General features: G+C 71.6%; 16 protein-coding genes. 5 read left to right on the plus strand and 11 right to left on the minus strand.

Features of this window, described 5'->3' with window-relative positions:
* Positions 1-70 precede the first annotated feature (70 nt).
* A complete protein-coding gene (locus COUCH_RS02050; RefSeq protein ID WP_249610416.1) occupies positions 71-1,513 on the minus strand; it encodes a cellulose binding domain-containing protein in 1,443 nt (480 codons plus the stop codon).
* Between the two features lie 170 nt (positions 1,514-1,683).
* On the opposite strand from COUCH_RS02050, the gene COUCH_RS02055 reads away from it, so the two are divergent.
* Entirely contained in the window at positions 1,684-2,430 is a 747-nt protein-coding gene (locus COUCH_RS02055; protein WP_249610417.1) for a dienelactone hydrolase family protein, read from the plus strand.
* Between the two features lie 10 nt (positions 2,431-2,440).
* On the opposite strand, the gene COUCH_RS02060 is transcribed toward COUCH_RS02055, so the two are convergent.
* The 4 genes from COUCH_RS02060 to COUCH_RS02075 are packed head-to-tail and all read right to left on the minus strand — an operon-like array spanning position 2,441 to position 7,013.
* Positions 2,441-2,794 carry a nuclear transport factor 2 family protein gene (locus COUCH_RS02060; protein WP_249610418.1) on the minus strand — a complete coding sequence of 118 codons (354 nt, stop codon included), beginning with the start codon at positions 2,792-2,794 and terminating at the stop codon, positions 2,441-2,443.
* A 1-nt stretch (position 2,795) separates the two neighbouring features.
* A complete protein-coding gene (locus COUCH_RS02065; protein WP_249610419.1) occupies positions 2,796-4,430 on the minus strand; it encodes a DUF2334 domain-containing protein in 1,635 nt (544 codons plus the stop codon).
* The gene (gene wecB / locus COUCH_RS02070) at positions 4,430-5,635 is read right to left on the minus strand and encodes a non-hydrolyzing UDP-N-acetylglucosamine 2-epimerase (RefSeq protein ID WP_249610420.1); all 1,206 of its coding nucleotides are present in this window, start codon (positions 5,633-5,635) and stop codon (positions 4,430-4,432) included. Before wecB ends, COUCH_RS02065 begins: the two co-directional genes overlap by 1 nt.
* 31 nt (positions 5,636-5,666) lie before the next feature.
* On the minus strand, positions 5,667-7,013 hold the full coding sequence (locus tag COUCH_RS02075) for a glycosyltransferase (protein WP_249610421.1): 1,347 nt from the start codon (positions 7,011-7,013) through the stop codon (positions 5,667-5,669).
* 324 nt (positions 7,014-7,337) lie between these two features.
* On the opposite strand from COUCH_RS02075, the gene COUCH_RS02080 reads away from it, so the two are divergent.
* From COUCH_RS02080 to COUCH_RS02095, 4 genes are all read left to right on the plus strand, one after another.
* Positions 7,338-7,589 (plus strand): hypothetical protein, encoded by a 252-nt coding sequence (locus COUCH_RS02080; protein WP_249610422.1) that lies wholly within the window; start codon positions 7,338-7,340, stop codon positions 7,587-7,589.
* Positions 7,590-7,712: 123 nt separating this feature from the next.
* Entirely contained in the window at positions 7,713-8,291 is a 579-nt protein-coding gene (locus COUCH_RS02085) for a hypothetical protein (RefSeq protein ID WP_249610423.1), read from the plus strand.
* A gap of 24 nt (positions 8,292-8,315) precedes the next feature.
* Positions 8,316-10,313, plus strand: a complete 1,998-nt coding sequence (locus COUCH_RS02090; RefSeq protein ID WP_249610424.1) for an SPFH domain-containing protein — start codon at positions 8,316-8,318, stop codon at positions 10,311-10,313.
* Positions 10,310-15,148 carry a DNA repair ATPase gene (locus COUCH_RS02095; protein ID WP_249610425.1) on the plus strand — a complete coding sequence of 1,613 codons (4,839 nt, stop codon included), beginning with the start codon at positions 10,310-10,312 and terminating at the stop codon, positions 15,146-15,148. The genes COUCH_RS02090 and COUCH_RS02095 overlap by 4 nt, the downstream gene beginning before the upstream one ends.
* Before the next feature lie 4 nt (positions 15,149-15,152).
* On the opposite strand, the gene COUCH_RS02100 is transcribed toward COUCH_RS02095, so the two are convergent.
* The 6 genes from COUCH_RS02100 to COUCH_RS02125 form a co-directional block, all read right to left on the minus strand.
* Entirely contained in the window at positions 15,153-15,821 is a 669-nt protein-coding gene (locus COUCH_RS02100; protein WP_249610426.1) for a hypothetical protein, read from the minus strand.
* Positions 15,822-15,916: 95 nt separating this feature from the next.
* Positions 15,917-16,549 (minus strand): GTP-binding protein, encoded by a 633-nt coding sequence (locus COUCH_RS02105; protein ID WP_249610427.1) that lies wholly within the window; start codon positions 16,547-16,549, stop codon positions 15,917-15,919.
* Positions 16,527-17,003 (minus strand): DUF742 domain-containing protein, encoded by a 477-nt coding sequence (locus COUCH_RS02110; RefSeq protein WP_249610428.1) that lies wholly within the window; start codon positions 17,001-17,003, stop codon positions 16,527-16,529. The genes COUCH_RS02105 and COUCH_RS02110 overlap by 23 nt, the downstream gene beginning before the upstream one ends.
* Positions 17,000-17,470 carry a roadblock/LC7 domain-containing protein gene (locus tag COUCH_RS02115; protein ID WP_199510132.1) on the minus strand — a complete coding sequence of 157 codons (471 nt, stop codon included), beginning with the start codon at positions 17,468-17,470 and terminating at the stop codon, positions 17,000-17,002. Before COUCH_RS02115 ends, COUCH_RS02110 begins: the two co-directional genes overlap by 4 nt.
* Positions 17,467-20,184, minus strand: coding sequence for a sensor histidine kinase (locus COUCH_RS02120; RefSeq protein WP_249610429.1), 2,718 nt, complete (start codon positions 20,182-20,184; stop codon positions 17,467-17,469). Before COUCH_RS02120 ends, COUCH_RS02115 begins: the two co-directional genes overlap by 4 nt.
* Positions 20,171-21,238 (minus strand): hypothetical protein, encoded by a 1,068-nt coding sequence (locus tag COUCH_RS02125; RefSeq protein WP_249610430.1) that lies wholly within the window; start codon positions 21,236-21,238, stop codon positions 20,171-20,173. The genes COUCH_RS02120 and COUCH_RS02125 overlap by 14 nt, the downstream gene beginning before the upstream one ends.
* Positions 21,239-21,524 lie beyond the last annotated feature (286 nt).

Below are 21,524 nucleotides of genomic sequence, written 5' to 3' on the forward strand. Positions count from 1 at the left end.
CTTCCCGGCGCCGCGCTGGTGGGGATGGTGGAACTTCGGGGACGGTACGGCCGCGGGGACGGCCGGTCGCTCAGCCCTGGAAGCCGGCGAAGATCTTGCTGAACTCGAACGGCGACTGGGCCACGTTGGTGCACTGGAACAACGCGCCGTTGCAGGCGTTGCGGTCGCGGTTCGCCTCCCAGAAGGAGACGAAGCCGATGTGGTTGCTGTTCGCGAAGGCGACCAGGTCGCGGGCGTCGCTCTGGTTGAACGTGCCGTTGTCGTCGTTCTTGCCGAGCATCGGGGTGACGCCGACCATCTTGAAGGCGGCCGCGTCGCTGTTGCCGTAGATCGACTTGAGCTGGTCCTTGGTCGACTTCACCGCCTGGATCGCCAGGTCGCCGTAGTCCTGCCCGGAGCGGCCGTAGTCCATCGCCATGATGTTGACCAGGTCCAGGTCGACGCCGGCGTTCTTGGCCGACTTGACCACGTTGAGGCCGTCGTTGGTGAGGCCCTCGGGCAGCACCGGGAGGGTCAGCGAGATCTTCAGGCCCGGGTTGGCCTTCTGCAGCGCGGCCAGCGCGGTGGAGCGGCGGGCGATCGTGGTGGGGTCGGCCACGGCCGCGCCCTCGATGTCCAGGTCGATGTACTTCAGGTTGTACGCCGACACGACGGCCTGGTACTCGGCCTGCAGCGCCTTCACGTCCGTGCAGGCCTGAGCGAGCTCGATGCCGGTCGCGCCGCCGAAGGACACCTTCACGTCACCGCCGGAGCGGCGCAGCGCGTCGATCTGGTCGCCGAACTGCTTGCTGCGCGGGTCGAACGCGTTGAACCAGCTCGCCTTGCAGCCGGCGCTGGTCACGAACGCCAGCGAGAACGACTTGACGTTGCCGCTGGAGGCCAGCTGGGAGAGCGTCGTGCTGCCGTTCGAGAGCAGGCCCATGTCCACGTACGGGGCCACGCGGACGTCGCCGCCGCCGGAGGCCGGGGGAGCCGTGGTGGCCGGCGGCCTGGTCGTCGCGGGCGGCTGGGTGGTCGGTGCCGTGGTCGGCGGCTTCGTGGGCGCGGTCGTCGGCGGCTTGGTGGCCGGCCGGGTCGTCGGGGCGGTCGTGGGGGCCGGGCCGCCGCCGGCGCAGGGCGCGCCGTTGATCGTGCAGCTGGTCGGGGCGCCGCTGCCGTTGACGATGAAGCCGAACTCGGTGGACGCGCCGGCCGGGATCGTCGCGTTGTAGCCGCGGTCCTTGGCCGTCGACACGGCGCCGGAGGTCGTGACCGCGGCGTCCCAGAAGGTGCCGAGCTTCGCGCCGGACGGCAGGCCGAAGGCGAGCTGCCAGCCCGTGACGGCGGAGCCGCCGGAATTCTTGATCGTGTACCGCGCCTGGTAGCCGGTACCCCAGTCGGAGTCCTTGGTGAACGTGGCGGTCAGGCCGCCGGCCGCCGGACCGGTCGCCGCCACCGCGGCGATCGCGCCTCCGCCCACGGCGACGAGGGCCGCTCCCAGGTAGATGGACAGGCGTAGACGGTTGCGTGCCATGTAACGACTCCGATCGTGGGGCTGCCGAACGGGGTCGATCGTGATCCGCTGGGGCTTAAAGGGTTCTGCCAATTTCCTTAAGTCTGCTTCAAGTCGCTGACAGCGGGCCCGTTGATCACTACCGGTGAGCATGCGCGGGATGACGTCCGGCGGGGGATACGGTTCGAGGCATGCACAAGACCACCGTGGACATCACCACCGACGACGGGGTGGCCGACGCCTGCCTCGTCCGGCCCGACGGCGAGGGGCCGTACCCGGCAGTGCTGCTCTTCATGGACGCGTTCGGCCTGCGCCCGCGCATCGAGGAGATGGCCGGCCGGATCGCCGAGCGGGGGTACGTCGTCCTCGCCCCCAACATCCTGTACCGCGGCGGCCGCTCGCCGCTGATCGACCTGAGCGCCCTGTCCGACCCGGCGGCCCGGGAGTCGGTGTTCGGCAAGGTGATGCCGATGGTCATGGCGCTGGACACCGACCGGATCGTCCGCGACTCGAAGGCGTACCTCGACTTCCTCGCGGCCCAGGACGGCGTCGCGCCCGGGCCGGTCGTGGCCACCGGCTACTGCATGGGCGGGACCAACGCGGTCAAGGCGATCGAGGCGTACCCGGACCGGATCAAGGGTGTCGCCAGCTTCCACGGCGGCCGGCTCGTCAACGACCAGCCGGACAGCCCGCACCTGCACGTCGGCGCGGTGACCGGGGAGCTGTACTTCGCCCACGCCGACAACGACCACTCGATGAACGCCGAGCAGATCGCCACCCTCGAGGCGGCCCTGGACAAGGCCGGCGTGCGCTACACCTCCGAGGTGTACGAGGGCGCGCCGCACGGGTTCACGATGTCCGACACCGCGGCGTACAACGAGGCGGCCGAGAAGCGGCACTGGGAGAACCTGTTCGCGTTCCTGGACCGCCTCCGCTGACCCCTCGCGGTCAGTCCGTCTCGGCGAGGCCCGCGAAGTACCGGGCCAGCGCCACGAGGTCCCACGCCTGGCGGACCTCGGTGATCCGGCCGTCGGCGACCGTCAGGAACTCGGCGATCCGGACCGTCCCGAACGGCGCTGCGCAGTCGTAGATCAGGACGGTCCGGTCGCCGGCGTGCACGGCGGAGACGACGGTGACCGAGTCGGCGAACGAGGCGATCCGGTGCAGGGTCTGCACCAGCTCCTCGTCGTCGACCGGGACGCCGAGGTTCCACTCGATCCCGGCGTCCGGTGCGATCAGCCGGCGCACCGCCGCCCGGTCCCGGGAGACCCAGGACCGGGCGTAGAAGTCGGCCACCTCCATGTCAGTTGGCGACCATCGAGTCGCCGGTGACGAAGGTGTAGCCCAGGTTCTTGATGCCCGGCACCAGCTGCTTCAGGTGGTCGGTGCCGAGGTACGGGTGGTAGAAGAAGCTGGCCACGCCGTCGCGGACGACCAGGTTGCGCTGCGCCGAGGCGAGCAGGTCGGCGGGGAGCCGGGCCGGGTGGTTGTTGAACGGCAGGGGCTCGACGTTGCCGATGTTCTCCGGGATGACCACCGAGCCGTAGACGTCGCGGACGGCGTACGGGAAGAACTGGCCGAACTGGCGGGTGTAGTCGATCTTCCCGCCGCCGAGCACGCCGGGGAAGTACAGGCCCCGGTCGTAGCGCTTGCCCAGCACCGAGTTCACGGTCTGGTAGTCGACCGCGCTGCCGGCGTAGTGCGGGAACTCGAACGTCGTCGGCACGCCCAGCCCGGCCAGCGCGAAGGTCAGCCCGGAGGAGGCGATGCGGCTGGCGGCGAACGCGGCGGAGTCACCGGCGACCGGGCCGTCGTAGATCACGCTGTCGTTCGCGTCGACGTGCGCGGCGTAGAACTCGAAGTCGTTCGCGCTGACGCCGTCGTACGGGTTGGGCGCGGAGCCGTACTGGTGGGTGTAGCCGTGCATGAGCAGGGTGCCGCCGCGCTGCTGCATGTAACGCAGGGCGGAGACGACCTTCGGCCGCTGCAGCAGCGTGTAGTCCTGCGCCTTGCCGTTGTTCTGCACGCCCTTCGGGTCGCGGTAGCGCGGGTAGACGGCGACGCTGAACGGGACCTTCTGGGCGTACAGGTAGTCGGCGATCGCGCGCAGCTCGTCGGGGTCCGAGTCGGGGCCGACGTCCTCGATGCGGGCCAGCGCGCGGTGCCGCTCCCGGGACACCCCGGTGTCGCCGAGCGAGTCGAAGAGCAGGTCGGCGAAGGCCAGGTAGCGGTCGTCGTGGGCCACGTACGCGTACGGCATCTCGCCCACGTACGTGAGGTTGCCGGACTGCACCGCCCACGGGAAGGACGTGCCGTCGGGGCGTACGGCGGAAGCCAGGGTCCTGACCTTCGCCCCGTCGGTGATCGACAGGTTCATGATCCCGGACTTGTTCACCGTGTCGCGGGTGAGCTTCGTGCCCTTGTAGTCGACCTGGGCCACGTCCGAGAAGTCGAACGCGCCGCTGGTGAAGCCGTGGGCCGCCGCGAACGTCGCGTCCCGCGAGGCGAGCTGCCAGATGTTGTCGAACACCCAGGTGACCGGCTTGGTGGTGGCGGCGACGTCGTCCAGGAACGCGGCCGGCAGCGGCTCGTCGTACGTCGAGCCGAGGTAGACGACCGCGGTGTACGCCGACAGGTCGTTCGCCTTGTAGCCCGCCACGGGCGCGGCGGTCCACGAGCCGAAGTGCGAGGCCAGGTTGGCGGTCTGGGTGGCGTAGACCTCGCCCATCCAGCCGTAGTCGCCGGTAGTGTCGTACAGGACGAGCGTCCTGGCGGTGCCGCCGCCCGGCGCCGCCTTGCCGGACTTCGCGGCCGGCGTCGTGGTCGCGGTGCGTTCGGCGGCGTCGGCGTTGACCACGCCCAGCCCGAGGGCGGCGGTCGCGGTGAGCGCGACGGTCGCGCCGAGCAGGACCCGGCGGGAGAACTTCGGGGTACGCATCAGAACGCTCCGTACGTGGCAGTGGCGGGGGATTCCAGGGCGGGCATCGGTGCGGGAGCCTCGGCGAGGCCGAGCAGTGCGGCGGTGGCCTGGGCGGTACGGGCGGCCGCGAGCCCGTCGCCGTACGGGTTGCCGCCCGCGGTCATCGCGTCCCGGCGCACCCGGCTGTCGAGCAGCACGGACGCCTCCTTGACGATCAGCTCCGGGTCGGAGCCGACGAGCCGGGCGCAGCCGGCGTGCAGCGACTCGACCCGCTCGGTCACGTCCCGCAGCACCAGGGCCGGTACGCCGAACGACGGCGCCTCCTCCTGGATGCCGCCCGAGTCGGTCAGCACCAGGTACGCCTCGGACAGCAGGCGCGACAGGTCCGGGTACGGCAGCGGGTCGGTGACCGTGACCCGCTCGATCCCGGCCAGCCCGGCCTCCACCTGGGCGCGGACCGCGGGGTTCGGGTGGCTGGGCAGGATCACGTCGATGTCCGGGTAGCGGGCGACGAGCTCGCGGACCGCGGTGAGGATCCGGTCCAGCGGGGCGCCCCAGGACTCGCGCCGGTGGGCGGTGACGAGCACGAGGCGGTTGGTGCTGCCGGCCCGGGTGGCGGCGACCTGCGGGTTCTCGTACGGCATCCGCCGCGCGGCCACCGCGAGCGTCGCGTCCACGACGGTGTTGCCGCTGATCAGCACGTCGGTCGTGGCGATGTTCTCGTCGAGCAGGTTCATCGCGGCCAGCGGCGTCGGCGCCAGGTGCAGCGCGGCGACCTGGGCGACCAGCCGCCGGTTCGCCTCCTCGGGGAACGGCGAGTCGAGGTCGCCCGAGCGCAGCCCGGCCTCGAGGTGTACCACGGGGATCCGGCGCCAGAACGCGGCCAGCGCCCCGGCGAGGCTCGTGGTGGTGTCGCCCTGCACGATCACCGCGGCCGGCGTGCGGACCTGCCACAGCTCGTCGAGCTGCCGGATCATCGCGGTGAGCAGCTCGGCCTGGCCGCCGGTGCCGCGCTCGACCTGGAGCGTGACGTCGGGGGTGAGGCCGAACGCGGCCAGCGCCTGCCCGACCATCGCGGGGTGCTGGCCGCTGGCGACCAGGACCGGGGTGAGCAGGCCGGCGTCGCGCATCGCGAGGACAACCGGGGCCAGCTTGACGGCTTCGGGACGGGTACCGCCGATGAGGTGCACTTCGGGGAGCGAGGGGAGCGAGGGGAGCGACATGCCTTTGTCTCCAGGTTCGGGGGGAAAACCTTCAGGCGGCCAGGGCAAGGGATGGAGCGTGTTCGAGCGGCTCTTCGGCGAGCCGCTCGGTCTTGGCCCAGGACTGCTGTCCACGGGCCTGCCGGGCAAGAGCGCGGTACGTCGCGACGAGTCCGAGGAGCAGGAAGATCGGGTACGCGACCGCCGCGGTGAGCAGCCGGCGCAGGGACTCGTCGCGCAGCCGGTAGCGGTGCACCAGCGCCCAGATGAAGCCGGGGAAGAACGTGACCGCGAACCACATCCCGGCGCTGTCGGCGAGGGCGTCCCAGGACCGCAGGTACGGCATCGGGTGCCCCGCCACGAGCCCGGCCGCGGCGACCGACACGCCGGCCACGAGGGCCACGGTGACCAGCGCGTTGAGCCACGGGGAGACCAGGTAGTGCAGCATCTCCAGCAGCGAGGTGACGCCGATCTGCCGCGACGCGAACAGCCGGCGCAGGTAGCGGGCGCACTGCAGGTTGCCCTGCGCCCAGCGGGTGCGCTGACGGGTGAGCCGGCGCAGGTCGACGACGGCCTGCTGGGTGACCGAGGCCCGCGACGTGTAGCGGATGCCGACGCCGCCGAGGTGCATGCGCAGCCCCAGCTCCAGGTCCTCGACGAGGCAGGCCGACCAGGGCGCGTCGCCGAGAGCCAGCAACGCGGAGAGGCGGGTGAACTGCCCGTTGCCGCCGAGCCCGACGGTGTCGATGGTGTCGCGCAGGCTCTGGCAGGCGTTGACGATCGCGCCGAACTCGAGGTCCTGCACCGCGCCGAGGAGCTTGGTGCGGTTGCGGATGCGTACCTGGACCTGGGCGGCCCCGACGCGCGGGTCGCGCATCATCCGGGAGATCTCGAGCAGGATGTTGCGGCTGCCCTGGCCGTCGCCGTCGATGATGCCGACGACCACCCTGGCCGGGTCCACACCGGACTCGGCGGTGCGCTCGGCGATGTAGCGGTACGCCGCGTTCAGCGCCTCGCCCTTGCCCTTGCGCGCCTCCGGCAGCTCCCGGCGCAGCACCCGCAGCCGCGGGTGGTCGATGGCCGCGAGCACGTCGGGCGTACGGTCGTCCGACCCGTCGTCGACCACGAGCACCCGGGCGAGCGTGCCCCCGGGGCCGCCGAGGCTCAGCGCCGCGTTCACGGTGTTGCCGACGACGACCTCTTCGTTCAGCGCCGGCACGATGATCCAGAAGTGCTCGGGGGTGCCGTCACCGTGCGCGAGCGACTGCTCGACGACCGTACGGCGGTGTGACGCGGCGTACCGGACGGCGAAGCTGACCAGCGCGAGCGTGGAGACCGGCCAGGCGAGCAGGACCGCGTACCCGGTGACCACGAGGAACCAGCTGTCCGCTGCCGTCATCGCTGCCCTCCCTGCTGTGACTGACCGTGTTGTCGACCGGGTAACGCTTGCCGCGCTCTCGGACGTATCAGGACATTAGGGTGCTACGTAGCGTGATACAAGGGCGGCGACCGGAGCGACGGCCCGAACTGACTGTTCGGCCCATCTCAGACATCTCAGGCGGCGCAATACGGGCAAAATCGGGCCAACTGCCTATGTCGCGCCGGCGAATCGGGCGGATCGGCGGCGGCGCCGACAGTGACTTTCCGTGATAGCGGCCGTTACGCAGCACGCGCGCTCCTGGCGGCGGTTCCTGTGACTCTGGGTGAGGTCTATGCTGCGTGCGTGAACCGGATCCTGGTGCGGGCGCTGATCGACCTGGCAGTGGCGATCGAGCTGTCGAGCGACGACGAGATCGACCCCCGTACGGCGACGACGCTCCTCGACGACCTGGCGGCCACCCTCGACGACCTCTCGGACGCCGACCGCGACGAACTCATCGACTACATCGAGGAACAGGCGGACCTCACCCGGGACCCGGACCGCCGGGAAGTCCTCCTCGAGCTCCCCGACACGCTCGCCCTCACAGACGACTGACCCGGTACGGCCTCCCGCGATCTTGTCCTGACGGGGGAGGGACCCGCTTGAACGGGCCTGTCATCATCGACGTCACCGCAGGAGATCGATCCGGCGGCTGTGTCACGGGGGCGGGGCTGATTCATGGGTGGGTTCTTCGAGGCTGCGCTCAGCTTCCCCACCGTCGTGCTCACGCCACTACTGGTCGTCGTCATCGGGTACTGGCTGGTCGTCGTCGTGGGCGGCGCCGACCCCGATGGTGACGGCGCCGGCGGTGAGGGCGGCTTCCTCGGGTTCCTGGGGCTCGGCGGGGTGCCGGCCTCGGTCGTCATCTCCCTGCTCGTCGTCTTCGCGTGGTTCGCCACGCTCGCCGGCTCGCAGCTGCTCGGGGCCATCCCGGCCGCGCTCGTGCTGGCCGCCGCCGTGGTCGTGGCGTGGGTCGTCGCGCGCCTGGCCGTCGTGCTCATCAGACGCTTCCTGCCCGCCGGTGCAGAGCCGTCGCGGGCCGACTTCCTCGGGCTGACCTGCGTCGTGCGCACCGGGCGGGTCACCCGCACGTTCGGGCAGGCCGAGGTGCACGCGCCCGACGGCTCCTCCGCCATCGTGCAGGTCCGCCAGGCCGGCGACGACGACCTGCGTGCCGGCACGGTCGCCGTGCTCTACGACGTCGACCCCGACGGCGACTTCTTCTGGATCATCCCCGCCGACATCGCCAGCAATTAGCGCCGACAATCAAAGGACATCTGCATGGACGTGGTCTCCACCGGTATCGGTGTGCTCATCGCCGTGGTGCTGCTCATCGCGCTCGGCGTCGTGTTCTTCATCAGCCGCATGTTCCGCAAGGTGGAGCAGGGCAAGGCGCTGATCGTCAGCAAGGTGCGCCGCGTCGACGTCACGTTCACCGGTGCGGTCGTGCTGCCGGTGCTGCACAAGGCCGAGGTCATGGACATCTCGGTGAAGACGATCGAGATCTCGCGGACGGGGCGGGAGGGGCTGATCTGCCGCGACAACATCCGCGCGGACATCCGGATCACGTTCTTCGTGCGGGTGAACAAGACGACCGAGGACGTCATCAAGGTCGCGCAGGCGATCGGCACCACCCGGGCCAGCAGTGAGCAGACGCTGCAGGAGCTGTTCAACGCGAAGTTCTCGGAGGCGCTGAAGACCGTCGGCAAGCAGCTGGACTTCGTCGACCTCTACACCAAGCGCAACGAGTTCCGGGACCAGATCATCGAGGTGATCGGCACCGACCTCAACGGGTACAGCCTCGAGGACGCGGCGATCGACTTCCTGGAGCAGACGCCGCTGGTGTCGCTCGACCCGAAGAACATTTTGGACGCGCAGGGCATCCGGAAGATCACCGAGCTCACCGCGATCGAGTCGGTCCGCACCAACGACTACCGGCGCAACGAGGAGAAGGAGATCACCCGGCAGAACGTGGACGCCAAGGAGGCGATCCTCGAGCTGGAGCGCCGGCAGGCCGACGCGGAGATCAAGCAGCGCCGGGAGATCGAGACCATGCGGGCCCGCGAGGAGGCCGAGATCGCCCTCGCGCACGCCCAGGAGCGCCTCCGCGCCGAGGGTGCCCACCTGCAGACGGAACAGCAGCTCGGGGTGCAGCAGGAGAACAAGGCCCGGGAGATCGCGGTCGCCGAGAAGAACCGCGAGCGGGTCATCGCGATCGAGACCGAGCGCATCGAGAAGGACCGGATGCTCGAGGTCATCGGCCGCGAGCGGGAGACGCAGCTCTCCACGATCGCCAAGGACAAGGAGGTCGAGGCGGAGAAGCGCTCGATCGCCGAGGTGATCCGCGAGCGCATCGCCGTCGAGAAGACCGTCGCCGAGCAGGAGGAGAACATCAAGCGGCTGCGCGTCGTCGAGGAGGCGGAGCGTACCCGGCAGGCCGTGATCATCAACGCCGAGGCCGAGGCGCAGGAGGCCCTGGTCAAGGACATCAAGGCCGCGGAGGCGGCCGAGGCCGCCGCGAAGTTCAAGGCCCGCGAGGAACTGGTGCTGGCGGAGGCCCGCCAGCAGGCCGCCGAGCTGGACGCCCGCGCGAAGATCCGGCTGGCCGAGGGTACGCAGGCCGAGGCGGCCGCCGCGGGCCTCGCCGACGTGCAGGTGCGCGAGCGCAACGCTGAGGTCGTCGAGAAGACGGGCCGCGCCGAGGCCGCCGTGGAGCGGGAGAAGGCGCTGGTCGCCGCCGAGGCGATCCGCGAGAAGCTCAAGGGCGAGGCCGAGGGCCTGCACGAGAAGGCCGGCGCGATGGCGGCGCTGGACGACGCCAGCCGCGGGCACGAGGAGTACCGGCTGCGGCTGGAGATGGAGAAGGAGATCCGGCTCGCCGGCATCCACGTGCACAAGGACATCGCCGAGGCGCAGGCCACGCTCATCGCCACCGGGCTCGAGAAGGCCGACATCGACATCGTCGGGGGCGACTCGGTGTTCTTCGACAAGCTGGTCGGCTCGATCACGCTCGGCAAGAGCATCGACGGCTTCGTCCAGCACTCCGACGTCGTGCAGGGGCTCGGCGCGCGCTACCTGGACGGCTCGGCGAACTTCGCCGACGACCTCAGCCGGGTGGTCGGCGCGGTCAACACCGGTGACGTGGCGAACCTGACGCTGTCGGCGTTCCTCACCCAGCAGATCAAGGCCGGCCGCGAGGACTCCGGCAAGCTGCGTGAGCTCCTCGCCGCCGCCCAGGAGATGGGTCTCGCCGACGCGAAGGTGCCGGCGTCCCGGTGACCGACGCGACCACGGGGACCCTCGACGCGGGCACCTACGAGGTCCTGCGCGGCCGGCTCGGGGCACAGGCCAAGGAGCTGGCCGCGCGGGCGGAGGTGCTCAACACCCGCCGGATGGAGACGTTCGGCGGGCAGCAGATGCGGCTGCTCGGCGCGGAGCGGATCCGTACGGAGAACAACTGCGTGCCGCGCGACGTCGTGCAGGTCGGCGGCGCGATGCTGTTCGGCTACAACGTGTTCATCGGGCTGAAGACCGAGACCACGGTCGCCGACGTGTTCGCCGTGCACGGGTTCGCGGACGGCAAGTTCCACGAGACGACGCTGCCAGGGCTGCTCGACGATCCGCAGTTCCTGCGCGACTTCGCGGAGCTGTACCGCTACTACCGCGAGACGCATCTGCTGCAGCTGCGCCGGTTGGAGGGTGTGCTGCTGGCCGTCTTCCAGACCGGCGCCCGCGCCGACGACCTCAAGGTGCTGCGCTGGCGCGTCGGCACCGACGGGGTGTCGTACGTGGACAACCGCGGCGAACGCGACCACGTCTTCCCGCCCTCGCACGACTTCGAGTGGCGCCTCACCACCCGTGAGCAGCACATCCTCGGCCGGCACCCGCACGTGTCGATCGAGGACGAGGTCTTCGTGGAGACGGTCGGCGGGACGCTCACCGTCAAGATCGAGAACAACACCGAGGACGGCGAGGGCATCTTCTCCGAGCCCGTCGACGAGCCGCTGCAGAGCCTCGCCGACGGGGAGATCGCGTACGCCCGGATCGGCGCGCTGATCCTGCTGCGGGTGCTGCCGTACAAGGAGACCCAGCACCGGTACCTGGTGTTCAACACGCGTACCCGTGACGTGGTCCGGTTGGACGGGATCGGGCAGGCGTGCCAGCGGCTGCCCGAGGACCAGGGCGTCATCTTCCCCGGCGGCTACTACCTGTCCACCGGCGTCGCCAAGACGTTCGACGCCGACGTGGCCGACCTCGAGTTCGAGCGGGTCGTGCGGTCGGTCAACGGCGAGGACGTGCTGTACGTCTTCCACGCCCGGGCCGCCGGACGCTACCTGCTGCTGCCGTACAACGTGATCCGCAAGGAGGTCGCCACCCCGATCGCGTGCCACGGCTACTCGCTGTTCGACGACGGGACGCTGGTCGCCTTCCGGGCCGGGTCCGACGAGCCGACCCGCGTGCACCCGATGCAGGTGTGGCAGACGCCGTACGTCTCGGACACCTTCGCCGCCGCCCAGCCGGTCGGCGAGGGTCCGCTGGAGCGCGTCGGCAATGCCGACCTGGTCCGCGGCATCGCGGACGCGCTGTCGGTGGCCCGCATGGTCGAGGAGATGAGCCCGTCCGGGCCGGTCTTCGAGGCGATCATCGCGGCCTGCACCCGGCTCTTCGACAACTACCACTGGCTCACCGAGGCCGAGCTGGAGCAGCTCAGCGCCCCGCTGTCCGAGGTCCGCGCCACCGCCGAGCAGGTCCTCGACGAGTTCGAGTCGGTGCAGGAGCTGACCGCACAGGCCGCCGCCGCGGTGGACGACGCGGCCGCGGCGACGACCTCACTGATCCGCCGGGCCCGCGGCGAGGTGCCCACCAGCACCGACGCCTGGATCCGCCAGCTCGCCGCGCTCCGGCAGGCCCAGGGCCGCATCGTGACCCTGCGCGAGATGCGGTACGCCGACACCGCCCGGCTCGACGCGCTGGACACCGAACTCACCGCCGAGGTCGACTCCACCGCACGCCGGGCCGTGGAGTTCCTCCGGCGCGACGACGCGTTCACCGGGTACCAGCAGTCGGTCGAGCAGCTCGTCGCGGACGCGGCGGCCATCACCACGGTCGCCGAGGGCGCGCCGGTGGCCGGACGCCTCACCGAGCAGGCCGACGGGCTGCAGGTCGTCACCGAGGTCGTCGGCGGCCTCGACATCGCCGATGCCACCGTCCGGGTGGCGATCCTCGAGCACATCGGCGAGATCCTCGGCGGGGTCAACCGCGCCCGGGCCACGCTGGACGCCCGCCGGCGCGAGCTGGCCGCCGCCGAGGGCCGCGCCGCGTTCGCCGCCGAGTTCGCCCTGCTGGGCCAGTCCGTGACCGCCGGGCTCGCCGCCGCCGACACCCCCGAACGCGGTGACGAGCAGCTGGCCAAGCTGATGCTGCAGGTCGAGGCGCTGGAGTCCCGGTTCGGCGACTTCGACGACTTCGCCGACCAGCTGGCCGCGAAGCGTACGGAGGTCTACGAGGCGTTCGCGGCCCGGCGGCAGGCGCTGCTGGACGAGCGGGCCCGCCGCGCCGACCGGCTGTTCGGCTCGGCGCAGCGCACCCTGGCCAGCGTCCAGCGCCGGGTCGCCACGCTGGGCACGGTCGACGACGTCAACACGTACTTCGCCACCGACCCGATGGTGGCCAAGCTGCGGCAGGTCGCCGAGGAGCTGCGTACGCTCGGCGACACCGTGCGGGCCGAGGAGCTGGACGGGCGCGTCAAGGCCGCGCGGCAGGAGGCCGGCCGGGCCCTGCGCGACCGGCTCGACCTGTACGGCGCCGACGGCACCACCATCACGCTCGGCCGGCACACGTTCGCGGTGAACACGCAGGCGATCGACCTGACGCTCGTGCCCGACGGGCCCGAGCTGGCGTTCGCCGTCACTGGCACCGACTTCCGGGCGCCCGTCCGCGACGAGGCGTTCCGGGCCACCCGGCAGTTCTGGGACCAGCCGCTGATCTCGGAATCGCCGGAGGTCTCCCGCGCCGAACACCTGGCCGCGGCGCTGTTCGCCGGCGACCCGGCGGGCGCGGCGGCCGCGCTGGCGGACGGCACAGTGCGTGATCTGGTACGCCGGGGAGCCGAGGCCCGCTACGACGAGGGCTACGAACGCGGCGTCCACGACAGCGACGCCGCCCTTATCCTCGGCGCCGTGACCCGGCTGCACGCGGCGGCCGGCCTCCTGCGCTTCCCGGCGCCCGTGCGGGCCGCCGCGCAGCTCTTCTGGGCTGCGCTCCCGGCCGACCAACAGTCGTCGTGGGCTGTCCGCGCCGGTTCCCTCGTCCGGGCCCGTGAGCTCTTCGGCGCCGGTCAGGACCTCGCGGACCTTTGCGCGGCCCTCGCCTCCGCCGCGGACGCCGAACCGGCCGTCGGTGAGTACCTCGTGGAAGAGCTGGCGAGCGCCCCCGCCGGGTTCGTGACCAGCGCCTCCGCCCGGACATTCCTCGACCGTTTCCACCGCGCGCTGTCCCCCGAGGCGGCGCGGTCCTTCGCGGAGGATCTCCGCGCGCTGGAGGCCGACCCCGGTTCGCGGCGGCAGGTCGTGCACGCCTGGCTGTCCGCGTTCCACCGGGCGCACCCGGACGCCGGTGACGCGAGCGACCTCGTCGAGGCCGTGGCGATCGAGCTGACCGGGACGGCGCTGACCCGGTACGACTCCGCGGCGGCGATCAGCGAGACCGTCGAGGGGCTGCTGTCGACGCACCCGCGGCTGGCGGGCGGGCGGCTGACCGTACGGCTCGACGAGTTCCTCGCGGCCACCCGGCGGTTCCGGGAGGAGCGGATGCCGGCGTACCGGGCGTACCAGAAGCAGCGGACCGCCCTGGCCGCCGCCGAACGCGACCGCCTGCGCCTCGACGAGTACAAGCCCGGCGTCATGTCCGCGTTCGTGCGCAACCGCCTCCTCGACGAGGTCTACCTGCCGCTGATCGGCGACAACCTGGCCCGCCAGCTCGGCGCCGCCGGCGACGGCAAGCGCACCGACCAGTCCGGCCTGCTGCTGCTGATCTCACCGCCCGGCTACGGCAAGACGACCCTCATGGAGTACGTCGCCAACCGCCTCGGCCTGGTCTTCGTCAAGGTCAACGGGCCGGCGCTCGGGCACGGCGTGACCTCGCTCGACCCGGCGGACGCGCCCGACGCCACGGCCCGCCAGGAGGTCGAGAAGATCTCGTTCGCCCTGGAGATGGGCAACAACGTCCTGCTCTACCTCGACGACATCCAGCACACCTCGCCCGAGCTGCTGCAGAAGTTCATCTCGCTCTGTGACGCGCAGCGGCGGATGGAGGGCGTCTGGGACGGCCGGACGCGCACGTACGACCTGCGCGGCAAGCGGTTCGCGGTGTGTATGGCGGGCAACCCGTACACCGAGAGCGGCACCCGGTTCCGGATCCCCGACATGCTGGCGAACCGGGCCGACGTGTGGAACCTCGGCGACGTGCTGTCCGGGCGCGAGGACGCGTTCGAGATGTCGTACCTGGAGAACGCGCTCACCTCCAACCCGGTGCTCGCGCCGCTGTCCGCCCGCGATCGGGGCGACCTGCCGCTGCTCGTGCGCCTCGCCGAGGGCGACGACTCGGTACGCCCCGACCGGCTCAGCCACGCGTACTCGGCGACGGAGCTGGAGCAGGTGCTGTCCGTGCTGCGCAAGATGCGGCGGGTGCAGCGGATCGTGCTGCGGAACAACCAGACGTACATCGCCTCGGCGGCGCAGTCGGACGCGGCCCGCACCGAGCCGCCGTTCAAGCTGCAGGGCTCGTACCGCAACATGAACAAGCTGGCGGAGCGCATCGTCCCGGTGATGAACGACGCCGAGCTCGATGCGGTGGTCGACGACCACTACCGGGGCGAGGCGCAGACGCTGACCACGGGAGCGGAGGCCAACCTGCTGAAGCTCGCCGAGCTGCGCGGCCGGCTGACCCCCGAGCAGGCCGCCCGCTGGGAAGAGGTCAAGGCGGCCTTCCGGCGCGAGCAGGCGCTGGGCGGCGCGGAGGACGACCCGATGACCCGGGCGGTCGGCGCGGTGGGCCTGCTCGCCGACCGGGTCGCCGGGGTGGAGCGGGCGATCCTCGGACGCGATCAGTCCTGAGCGATCAGTCCTGGGCGCGCAGCAGCGTCGGGTCCTCGCGGAGCAGGGCGGCCAGGCGCCGGGCCGCCATCTCCGTCTCCTCCTCGCTGACCCGCAGCGGGACCGGCTCGGGCAGCGGCGTCGGCATGCCGCGCGGCGGCTCGGGGGCGCGCTCGGCGGCGCTCGGCTCCTGCGGGGCCCGGTGCTGCTCGGGATGGATCGGCCGGGTCGTCTGCGGGGGCACTTCCGGCGGCGGGGTGGCCGCGAACGGGTGCGGCGGGGGCTCCTCGTAGCGGTGCGAACCCGTCGGCTCGGGCTCCACGACCGGCGAGACGACCGGCGAACCGAACGTGTAGCCGTTCGGCGGCGCGTACGGCTCCGGCTCGGCTTCTTCGACGAGGTCGATGTCGATGTAGTCGTCGCGGCTGGGCTCCGTCGCGCGCTGCGCCACCGAGTTGTCCGCGCGCACCTGCACGATGCCGTCCTCGACCCCGAAGTGCAGCAGCACCGGGTCACCCGCGCCCTCGACACCGACGGTCACGGCGAGCTCCGGGTTGCGTCCGACGACCGCGGCGATCGCCTCAACCAGCTCCGTCACGGCCGGCGGGGTGCCCGTGGCCTCGCCCGCGGCACGGCGGCGCAGCTCGTCCCGGCGCGCCAGCCTGTCGAGCGCGTCGTCCAGTCCGCCTCGCACGTCACCGTCCTCCCGTCACACGCGGTCGCCCCGTATCACTGTGCCCGCTCGGAGGGCGGTTTGTGAACCGGGCGACCAGCGACTCGGCGCACACCTTACGACGATCGCATCCGCATGGCCTTGTCGAGGGCCTGGTCGAGCACCACGAGCAGGGCGTCCCGGACGGACCCGCGGAAACGGGCGTCGAACTGCAGAACCGGCACGTCGTCCCGGACGGCGAGCGCCCAGCGCACCTCGTCGAGGTTGTAGCCCGTCTGCCCGTTGAACGTGTTGACCCCCACGACGAACGGGAGTCCGGCGCGCTCGAAATAATCCACTGCGGGATAACAGTCGTCGATCCGGGACGTATCGACCACCACGAGCGCGCCGAGGGCGCCGCGGACCAGATCGTCCCACATGAACGCGAAGCGGGACTGGCCCGGCGTGCCGAACAGGTACAGCTTCAGCGTCTGGTCGATCGTGACGCACCCGAAGTCCATCGCGATCGTGGTGGTGGTCTTGGCCGTGGCCTGCCCCGGGTCGTCGACGCCGACCGACTCCATGGTCATCTCGGCCTCGGTGGTCAGCGGTGAGATCTCCGAGATGGCGCCCACGGTGGTCGTCTTGCCGACGCCGAAGCCGCCGGCAACGATGATCTTGACCGGCACCGGCGGTGCGGTCCGCTGCGGCGCGCCCGGTACGCGCGCGGTGCCGACGACGCGGCTCTCAGGAAATGGATCGAAGTCCACGGATCACTCGCATGATGGTCTCGGGGTCGGGGAAGTCGTTCTCCAACACGTGTACGTCCAGGTGGCCGGCGGCCCGCAGATCACCGACCAGGATCCGCGTGACGCCGAAGTGCAGCCGGAGCCGGGCCGAGATCTCGGCCACCGACAGCGGCTCACCGCACAGGTGCACAATGGCCCGCTGCTCGGGTGACAGCCGCGCGGACAACGCGCCGGGGTGCGCGCTGACCTGCGTCTCCAGCCCGATGGCGGGATCGACGGCCGCGACCCGGCCGGACGTGATGACGAACGGCCGCAGCGACGTCGTGTGCTCGCCGGGCGGCTCCCCGGGCGCGGGGCCGGGGGCCGGGGCCGGCGCAGGTTCGTACCGCACGCCGGGGCCCGTGTTGCGCAGGAACGGCCGGACACCCGTTGTCGCCGGGTGGTCCGGGTCGTCGGGGTCGGCCGGGAAGCTCATTGCTGAACGGCGTTCTTCAATTCAGCGATGAGGCGCGGGCTGAGGGCGCCGCCGGCCCGGGTGGCGAAGAGCGTCATCTCGTACGCGAGCGTGCCGAGGTTGGCCGAGCGGTCGGCGATCACGCCGAGCACCGAGCCGGCGCTGATCGCGGTGACCAGCAGGTACCCGTCCGCCATGTCGATGATGACCCGGTTGAGGCTGCCCAGCGCGTACCAGCTGGCGGCGCCGCCGGCGAGGCTGGTCAGGCCGGAGACCACCGCGGCGAGGCGCTCGGCGTTCGGCCGGTCCTTGATCGCCGACATCGCCATCAGCAGCCCGTCGGAGGACACGGCGATGGCCTCGACGACGCCCGCGGTGCCGGACGTGAACGAGTCCAGCAGCCAGTTGAAGGTCTTCGCCTCCGCACTGAGCTGGGATTGCGCGTAGTCGCGCCCGTTGCCGGTGTCGGTGGAGTAGGGGGAAGTCATCGCGGTTGTCCCTCGGGTTGTGGCTGGCTGTCCTGCAGTGCTCGGGCTACGCCGTACTCGAACTGCTCCATGAGCGCCCGGGCGGCGTCCGGATCGAGCGGCTGGGCTGATGCGGTCGGTGGGGCCGGCATGGGTTCGCTGACCGGCAGCGTCGCGCCGGGCACCCGCCGGGTCAGCGGCGGGTGACCCACCGCCGGCGGCGCCGACATGTCCTGCTCGATGACGTCCCACTTGGCGCGGGACACCCCCGCCTCGAAGGCGTCGAACGCCTCCCGGGCCGCGAGCGCGTCGTCCGAGGTCGGCGGCGCGGCGGGCAGCTTCGGGCCGGTCTCGGCGGGCAGCTGGCTGCCGGGCACGCGCCGGCGCAGCGGGGCGGCCGTGCCGTTCCGCGACTCCGGGCTCGTGCGGGGCTGCGGCACGACCGCCGGGGGTACGGGCGTCGAGCTCACCGGCGTCGGGCTGACCGGTGCAGGCGCGGGCGCGGGCAGCCGGAAGTCGGCCACCGGCTGCGGACGCTGGTACAACGCGTCCATCGGCGCCTCCACCACGGGACGCTGCGGTTCGGCGTACCGGCCGGCCGCGGGCAGCTCCGGCAGCGCCGCCGGGAACCGTCCCGCCACCGGCGTCGCCTCGAAGACCTGGTGGTCGGTGGGGGCCGCCTCCAGCTGCGGCCGGACGGCGAAGGCGTTCCAGCTCCGGGCCGCCTCCAGCGTGCGGGTGGCCCGGGTCAGCACGTTCGGGTCGAACGGCTGGGCGCTGCCCGGCACCGACCGGACGGAACCGCCGGCGATCAACGGGGCGAACTCGCTGTGCTGACTGGGCACGGTCGCGTGGATCGGCGACACCGGTACGGGCATCGGCTCGGGCCGCGCCACGAGGTGCGCCGGCTTGAGGTCCACCCACGCGGTCACGCCGCCCTCGGGAGTGTCGGTGAGGGTGACCTCGACGCCGTGCCGCCGGGCGAGGCGGCCGACCACGAACAGGCCGAGCACCTCACTGGGCACCAGGTCGAGGCGCTCGCGGCGGGTGAGCCGCGCGTTCTCCTCGGCGAGGCGTTCCGGGGACAGGCCGAGGCCGTGGTCGATGACGGCCAGCCGGGCGCCGCCGTGCAGGTCCGTGGCGCTGACCGTGACCCGGGTGTGCGGCGGCGAGAACGACGTGGCGTTCTCCATCAGCTCCGCGAGCAGCAGCGTCAGGTCGGCCACGACCGCGGGTACGACCACGATCTCCTCGGGCACCTCGACGTCGACGCGGGTGTAGTCCTCGATCTCACCGAGGGCGAGGCGTACGACGTCGGACAGCGGCAGCGGTGCCATGTGGTCGTTCGCGCCGGCACCACCGGAGAGCACGACCAGCGCGCTCGCGTTCCGCCGCAGACGGCTGGACATGTGGTCGAGCCGGTACAGCTCGCCCAGGCGGTCGGTGTCGGTCTCGCGGCGCTCGAGGTTGTCGATCAGGGCGAGCTGGCGGCCGACCAGGTTCTGCGTACGGCGCCCGACGTGCCCGAACATCTGGGCGACGTTGCGGCGGCCGAGCACCTGGCGTTCCACCAGCCGGGCGGCCGTGGTCTGCACGCGGTCGAACGCGCGCGCCAGGTCGCCGATCTCGTCGCGGGCCTCCACGTCGACCGGGTCGAGGCGGATCGGCCGGGACGCCTCGTACTCGTCGTCGGCCACGCGTTCCAGCTCGGCCTCGGCGGTGCGGGCGATCCGTTCCGCGGAGGAGGTCAGGCGGCGCAGCGGCCGGGCGACCGCGCGGGCCATGAACAGCGACAGCGCGACCACCAGCAGCAGCAGGAGCAGCGAGCCGCCGCCGACCAGCGCGGCGGTGCGCAGCGCGTCGTCGCGGTTGCGGGTCACGACCGTGTCCACGTCCGCGGCGACCCGCTTCTCCACGAAGCCGCCGAGGACGATGACGGATCGCAGCGACGGGAACAGCGTCTGGATGCCCAGCTGCTTGATCGCCGCGTCCGGGTCGGTGGCCGCCTCGACCAGGAAGCGGGTGCCCACGCGCGAGGCGAAGGCGTCCTGGGCGCCGAGGTAGAGCTTGTACTGCGCGTCGGTGAAGTACGGCTGCGCGTTGGTGATGATGAACTGCAGCTGCAGCAGCGTCGAGTAGAACAGGCGGACCAGGCCGGCGTTCTTCGTGACCACGGCGGAGGTCAGGTAACCGGACGCCTCGCTGATCAGGTTGTCGCTGCGGAGCGCCTGCTCGAGGGCGTACATCTGCCGGCCCGTAGAGGTGGTCAGGTCCGCCTTCTGCGACAGTCCGAGCGCGTTGATGATCTGGTTGATCACGGCGCTGAAGTCGCTGACGATCAGGTCCGGCCGGATGGTCCGGTCGAGCACGCCGGCCCGGGTGCCGGTGAGCTTCGAGATGTTGTCGACCGCCTTGGTCATGTCGGCCGACAGCGGCTCGTCGAGGTGCTTGAGCCCCTGGATGCGGTCGGTCGCCTTGGCGGTCTGCACCGCCAGCTCCGGTTCCTGGACCAAGCCGAACAGGTAGCCCACCGACAGCAGGCGTTCCTCCTGCAGTTCCTGGACGGCCGAGCCGACCCGGGTGGCGAGCTGGACGGCGTCGGAGGTGCCCTGTGCGTCGCGCGCCACGTCGACGCGGTTGATGACGATCGGCACGGCGAGCGCCACGACCCCGATGAGGGGTACGAGCACCAGCAGCGTGAGCTTGCCGAGGATGCGGAACTTACCGAAGAGCACCGGATCGCTCCCGCCGTGTCGGGGTGGCGTCGCCGTACGCCGGCATCTGACCACCGGGCTCGACCCCGCCCGGTCCGACCGTCATGTCGCGGGTGGACTCGCCGGGAGTCCGCGCGGACGGGGACGGCCCGGCGGCGCCGCGGCGGCGGCCGGTGAGCGGCAGGATGATCGCGGCGAGCGCGAGCAGGAGCGCGGCGATGCCGGCGGCGAGCGTCTCCAGGGTGCGGTAGCCGAGGCTGTCGAGCCGGTCGTCCAGCAGCCGCGTCATCTCCCGCGTGGTGATGCCGGCGAGGTTGCCCAGCGACACCTGCAACCGGGTCTGCGCCGTGGCGATGGTGGAGGCGTTCGGGGCGCCGGTGGGGTTGGCGCCGCGGGTGAGCAGCTCGACGCCGCGGCGGAACGCGTCCAGGCCGCTGACCAGGTTGCCGCTCAGCGTCGGGCTGCTGGTGTCGTCGACCGCCGCCTGCAGGTTGTCGGTCAGGTCGTTGACCGAGGTGTTCACCTCGACCACCGCGGCGCCGAACTGCGGGCCGAGCTGGGCCCGTTGCTGGGCGTCGGCCTTGGCGACGAGCTGGCTGAGGTCGCTCATGCGGCTCATCTGCACGACGGCGGCGGGCAGGTCGTCGGCCACCGCCTGCTGCAGGTGCGAGATGTCGTTGTCCGGGTCGCGGGCCAGTTCCGAGTTGTTGCGCACCGCGTCGTACAGGGCCAGCGTCAGGTCGGCGACCTCGACGTGGGCCTGGTAGACGGCGAGCGGTCCGCCGGTGGCCTTGGGGAGCAGGTCGATGCGCTGCTTCAGCCCGCTCCACCGGTCCCGGGTCCGCAGCTCGGCGCCCAGGCGCTGGTCCACCGCGGAGACGCCGGCGACCGCGGAGGTCAGCGAGCTCGGCGGTGTGGCGACGCCGGACAGCGCCGAGGACTGGGCCTCGGTGAGCGCGCTGACCAGTGGGCCGAGGGCGGTCAGATATTCGACGCCCTTCTGCTCGAGCCGGGTGCTCTCCTTGCGGTCCGAGACGTCGCCCCAGGCCCGGGCGAACAGGATGCCCGCCGGCACGAGTATCAAAAGCGTCAAAACAGCCGCGAGCACGGACCGCGTCCGGACTCGCCGGTTCTCCACCGAGACTGACATCGCCAATTCCTCCACCATGCGCCCGCGATAGACCGTTTCGGCGGCTACCCTCCGTAGCCGTGCAAGCGCACCGATCCGGGTCAATCTATCCGAGAAAAAATCATGTGACCCCTTTCCTAGGGTCAGTCTTGGCTCGTCTGATCGGAGGATGGACCGCGGGGGCGGGCAGGTCGTAGGCGGTTCCGGAACCAGTCCCACCAGCGCCGTCGCC

Source organism: Couchioplanes caeruleus, from assembly GCF_023499255.1.
Taxonomy (GTDB): Bacteria; Actinomycetota; Actinomycetes; order Mycobacteriales; family Micromonosporaceae; genus Actinoplanes; species Actinoplanes caeruleus_A.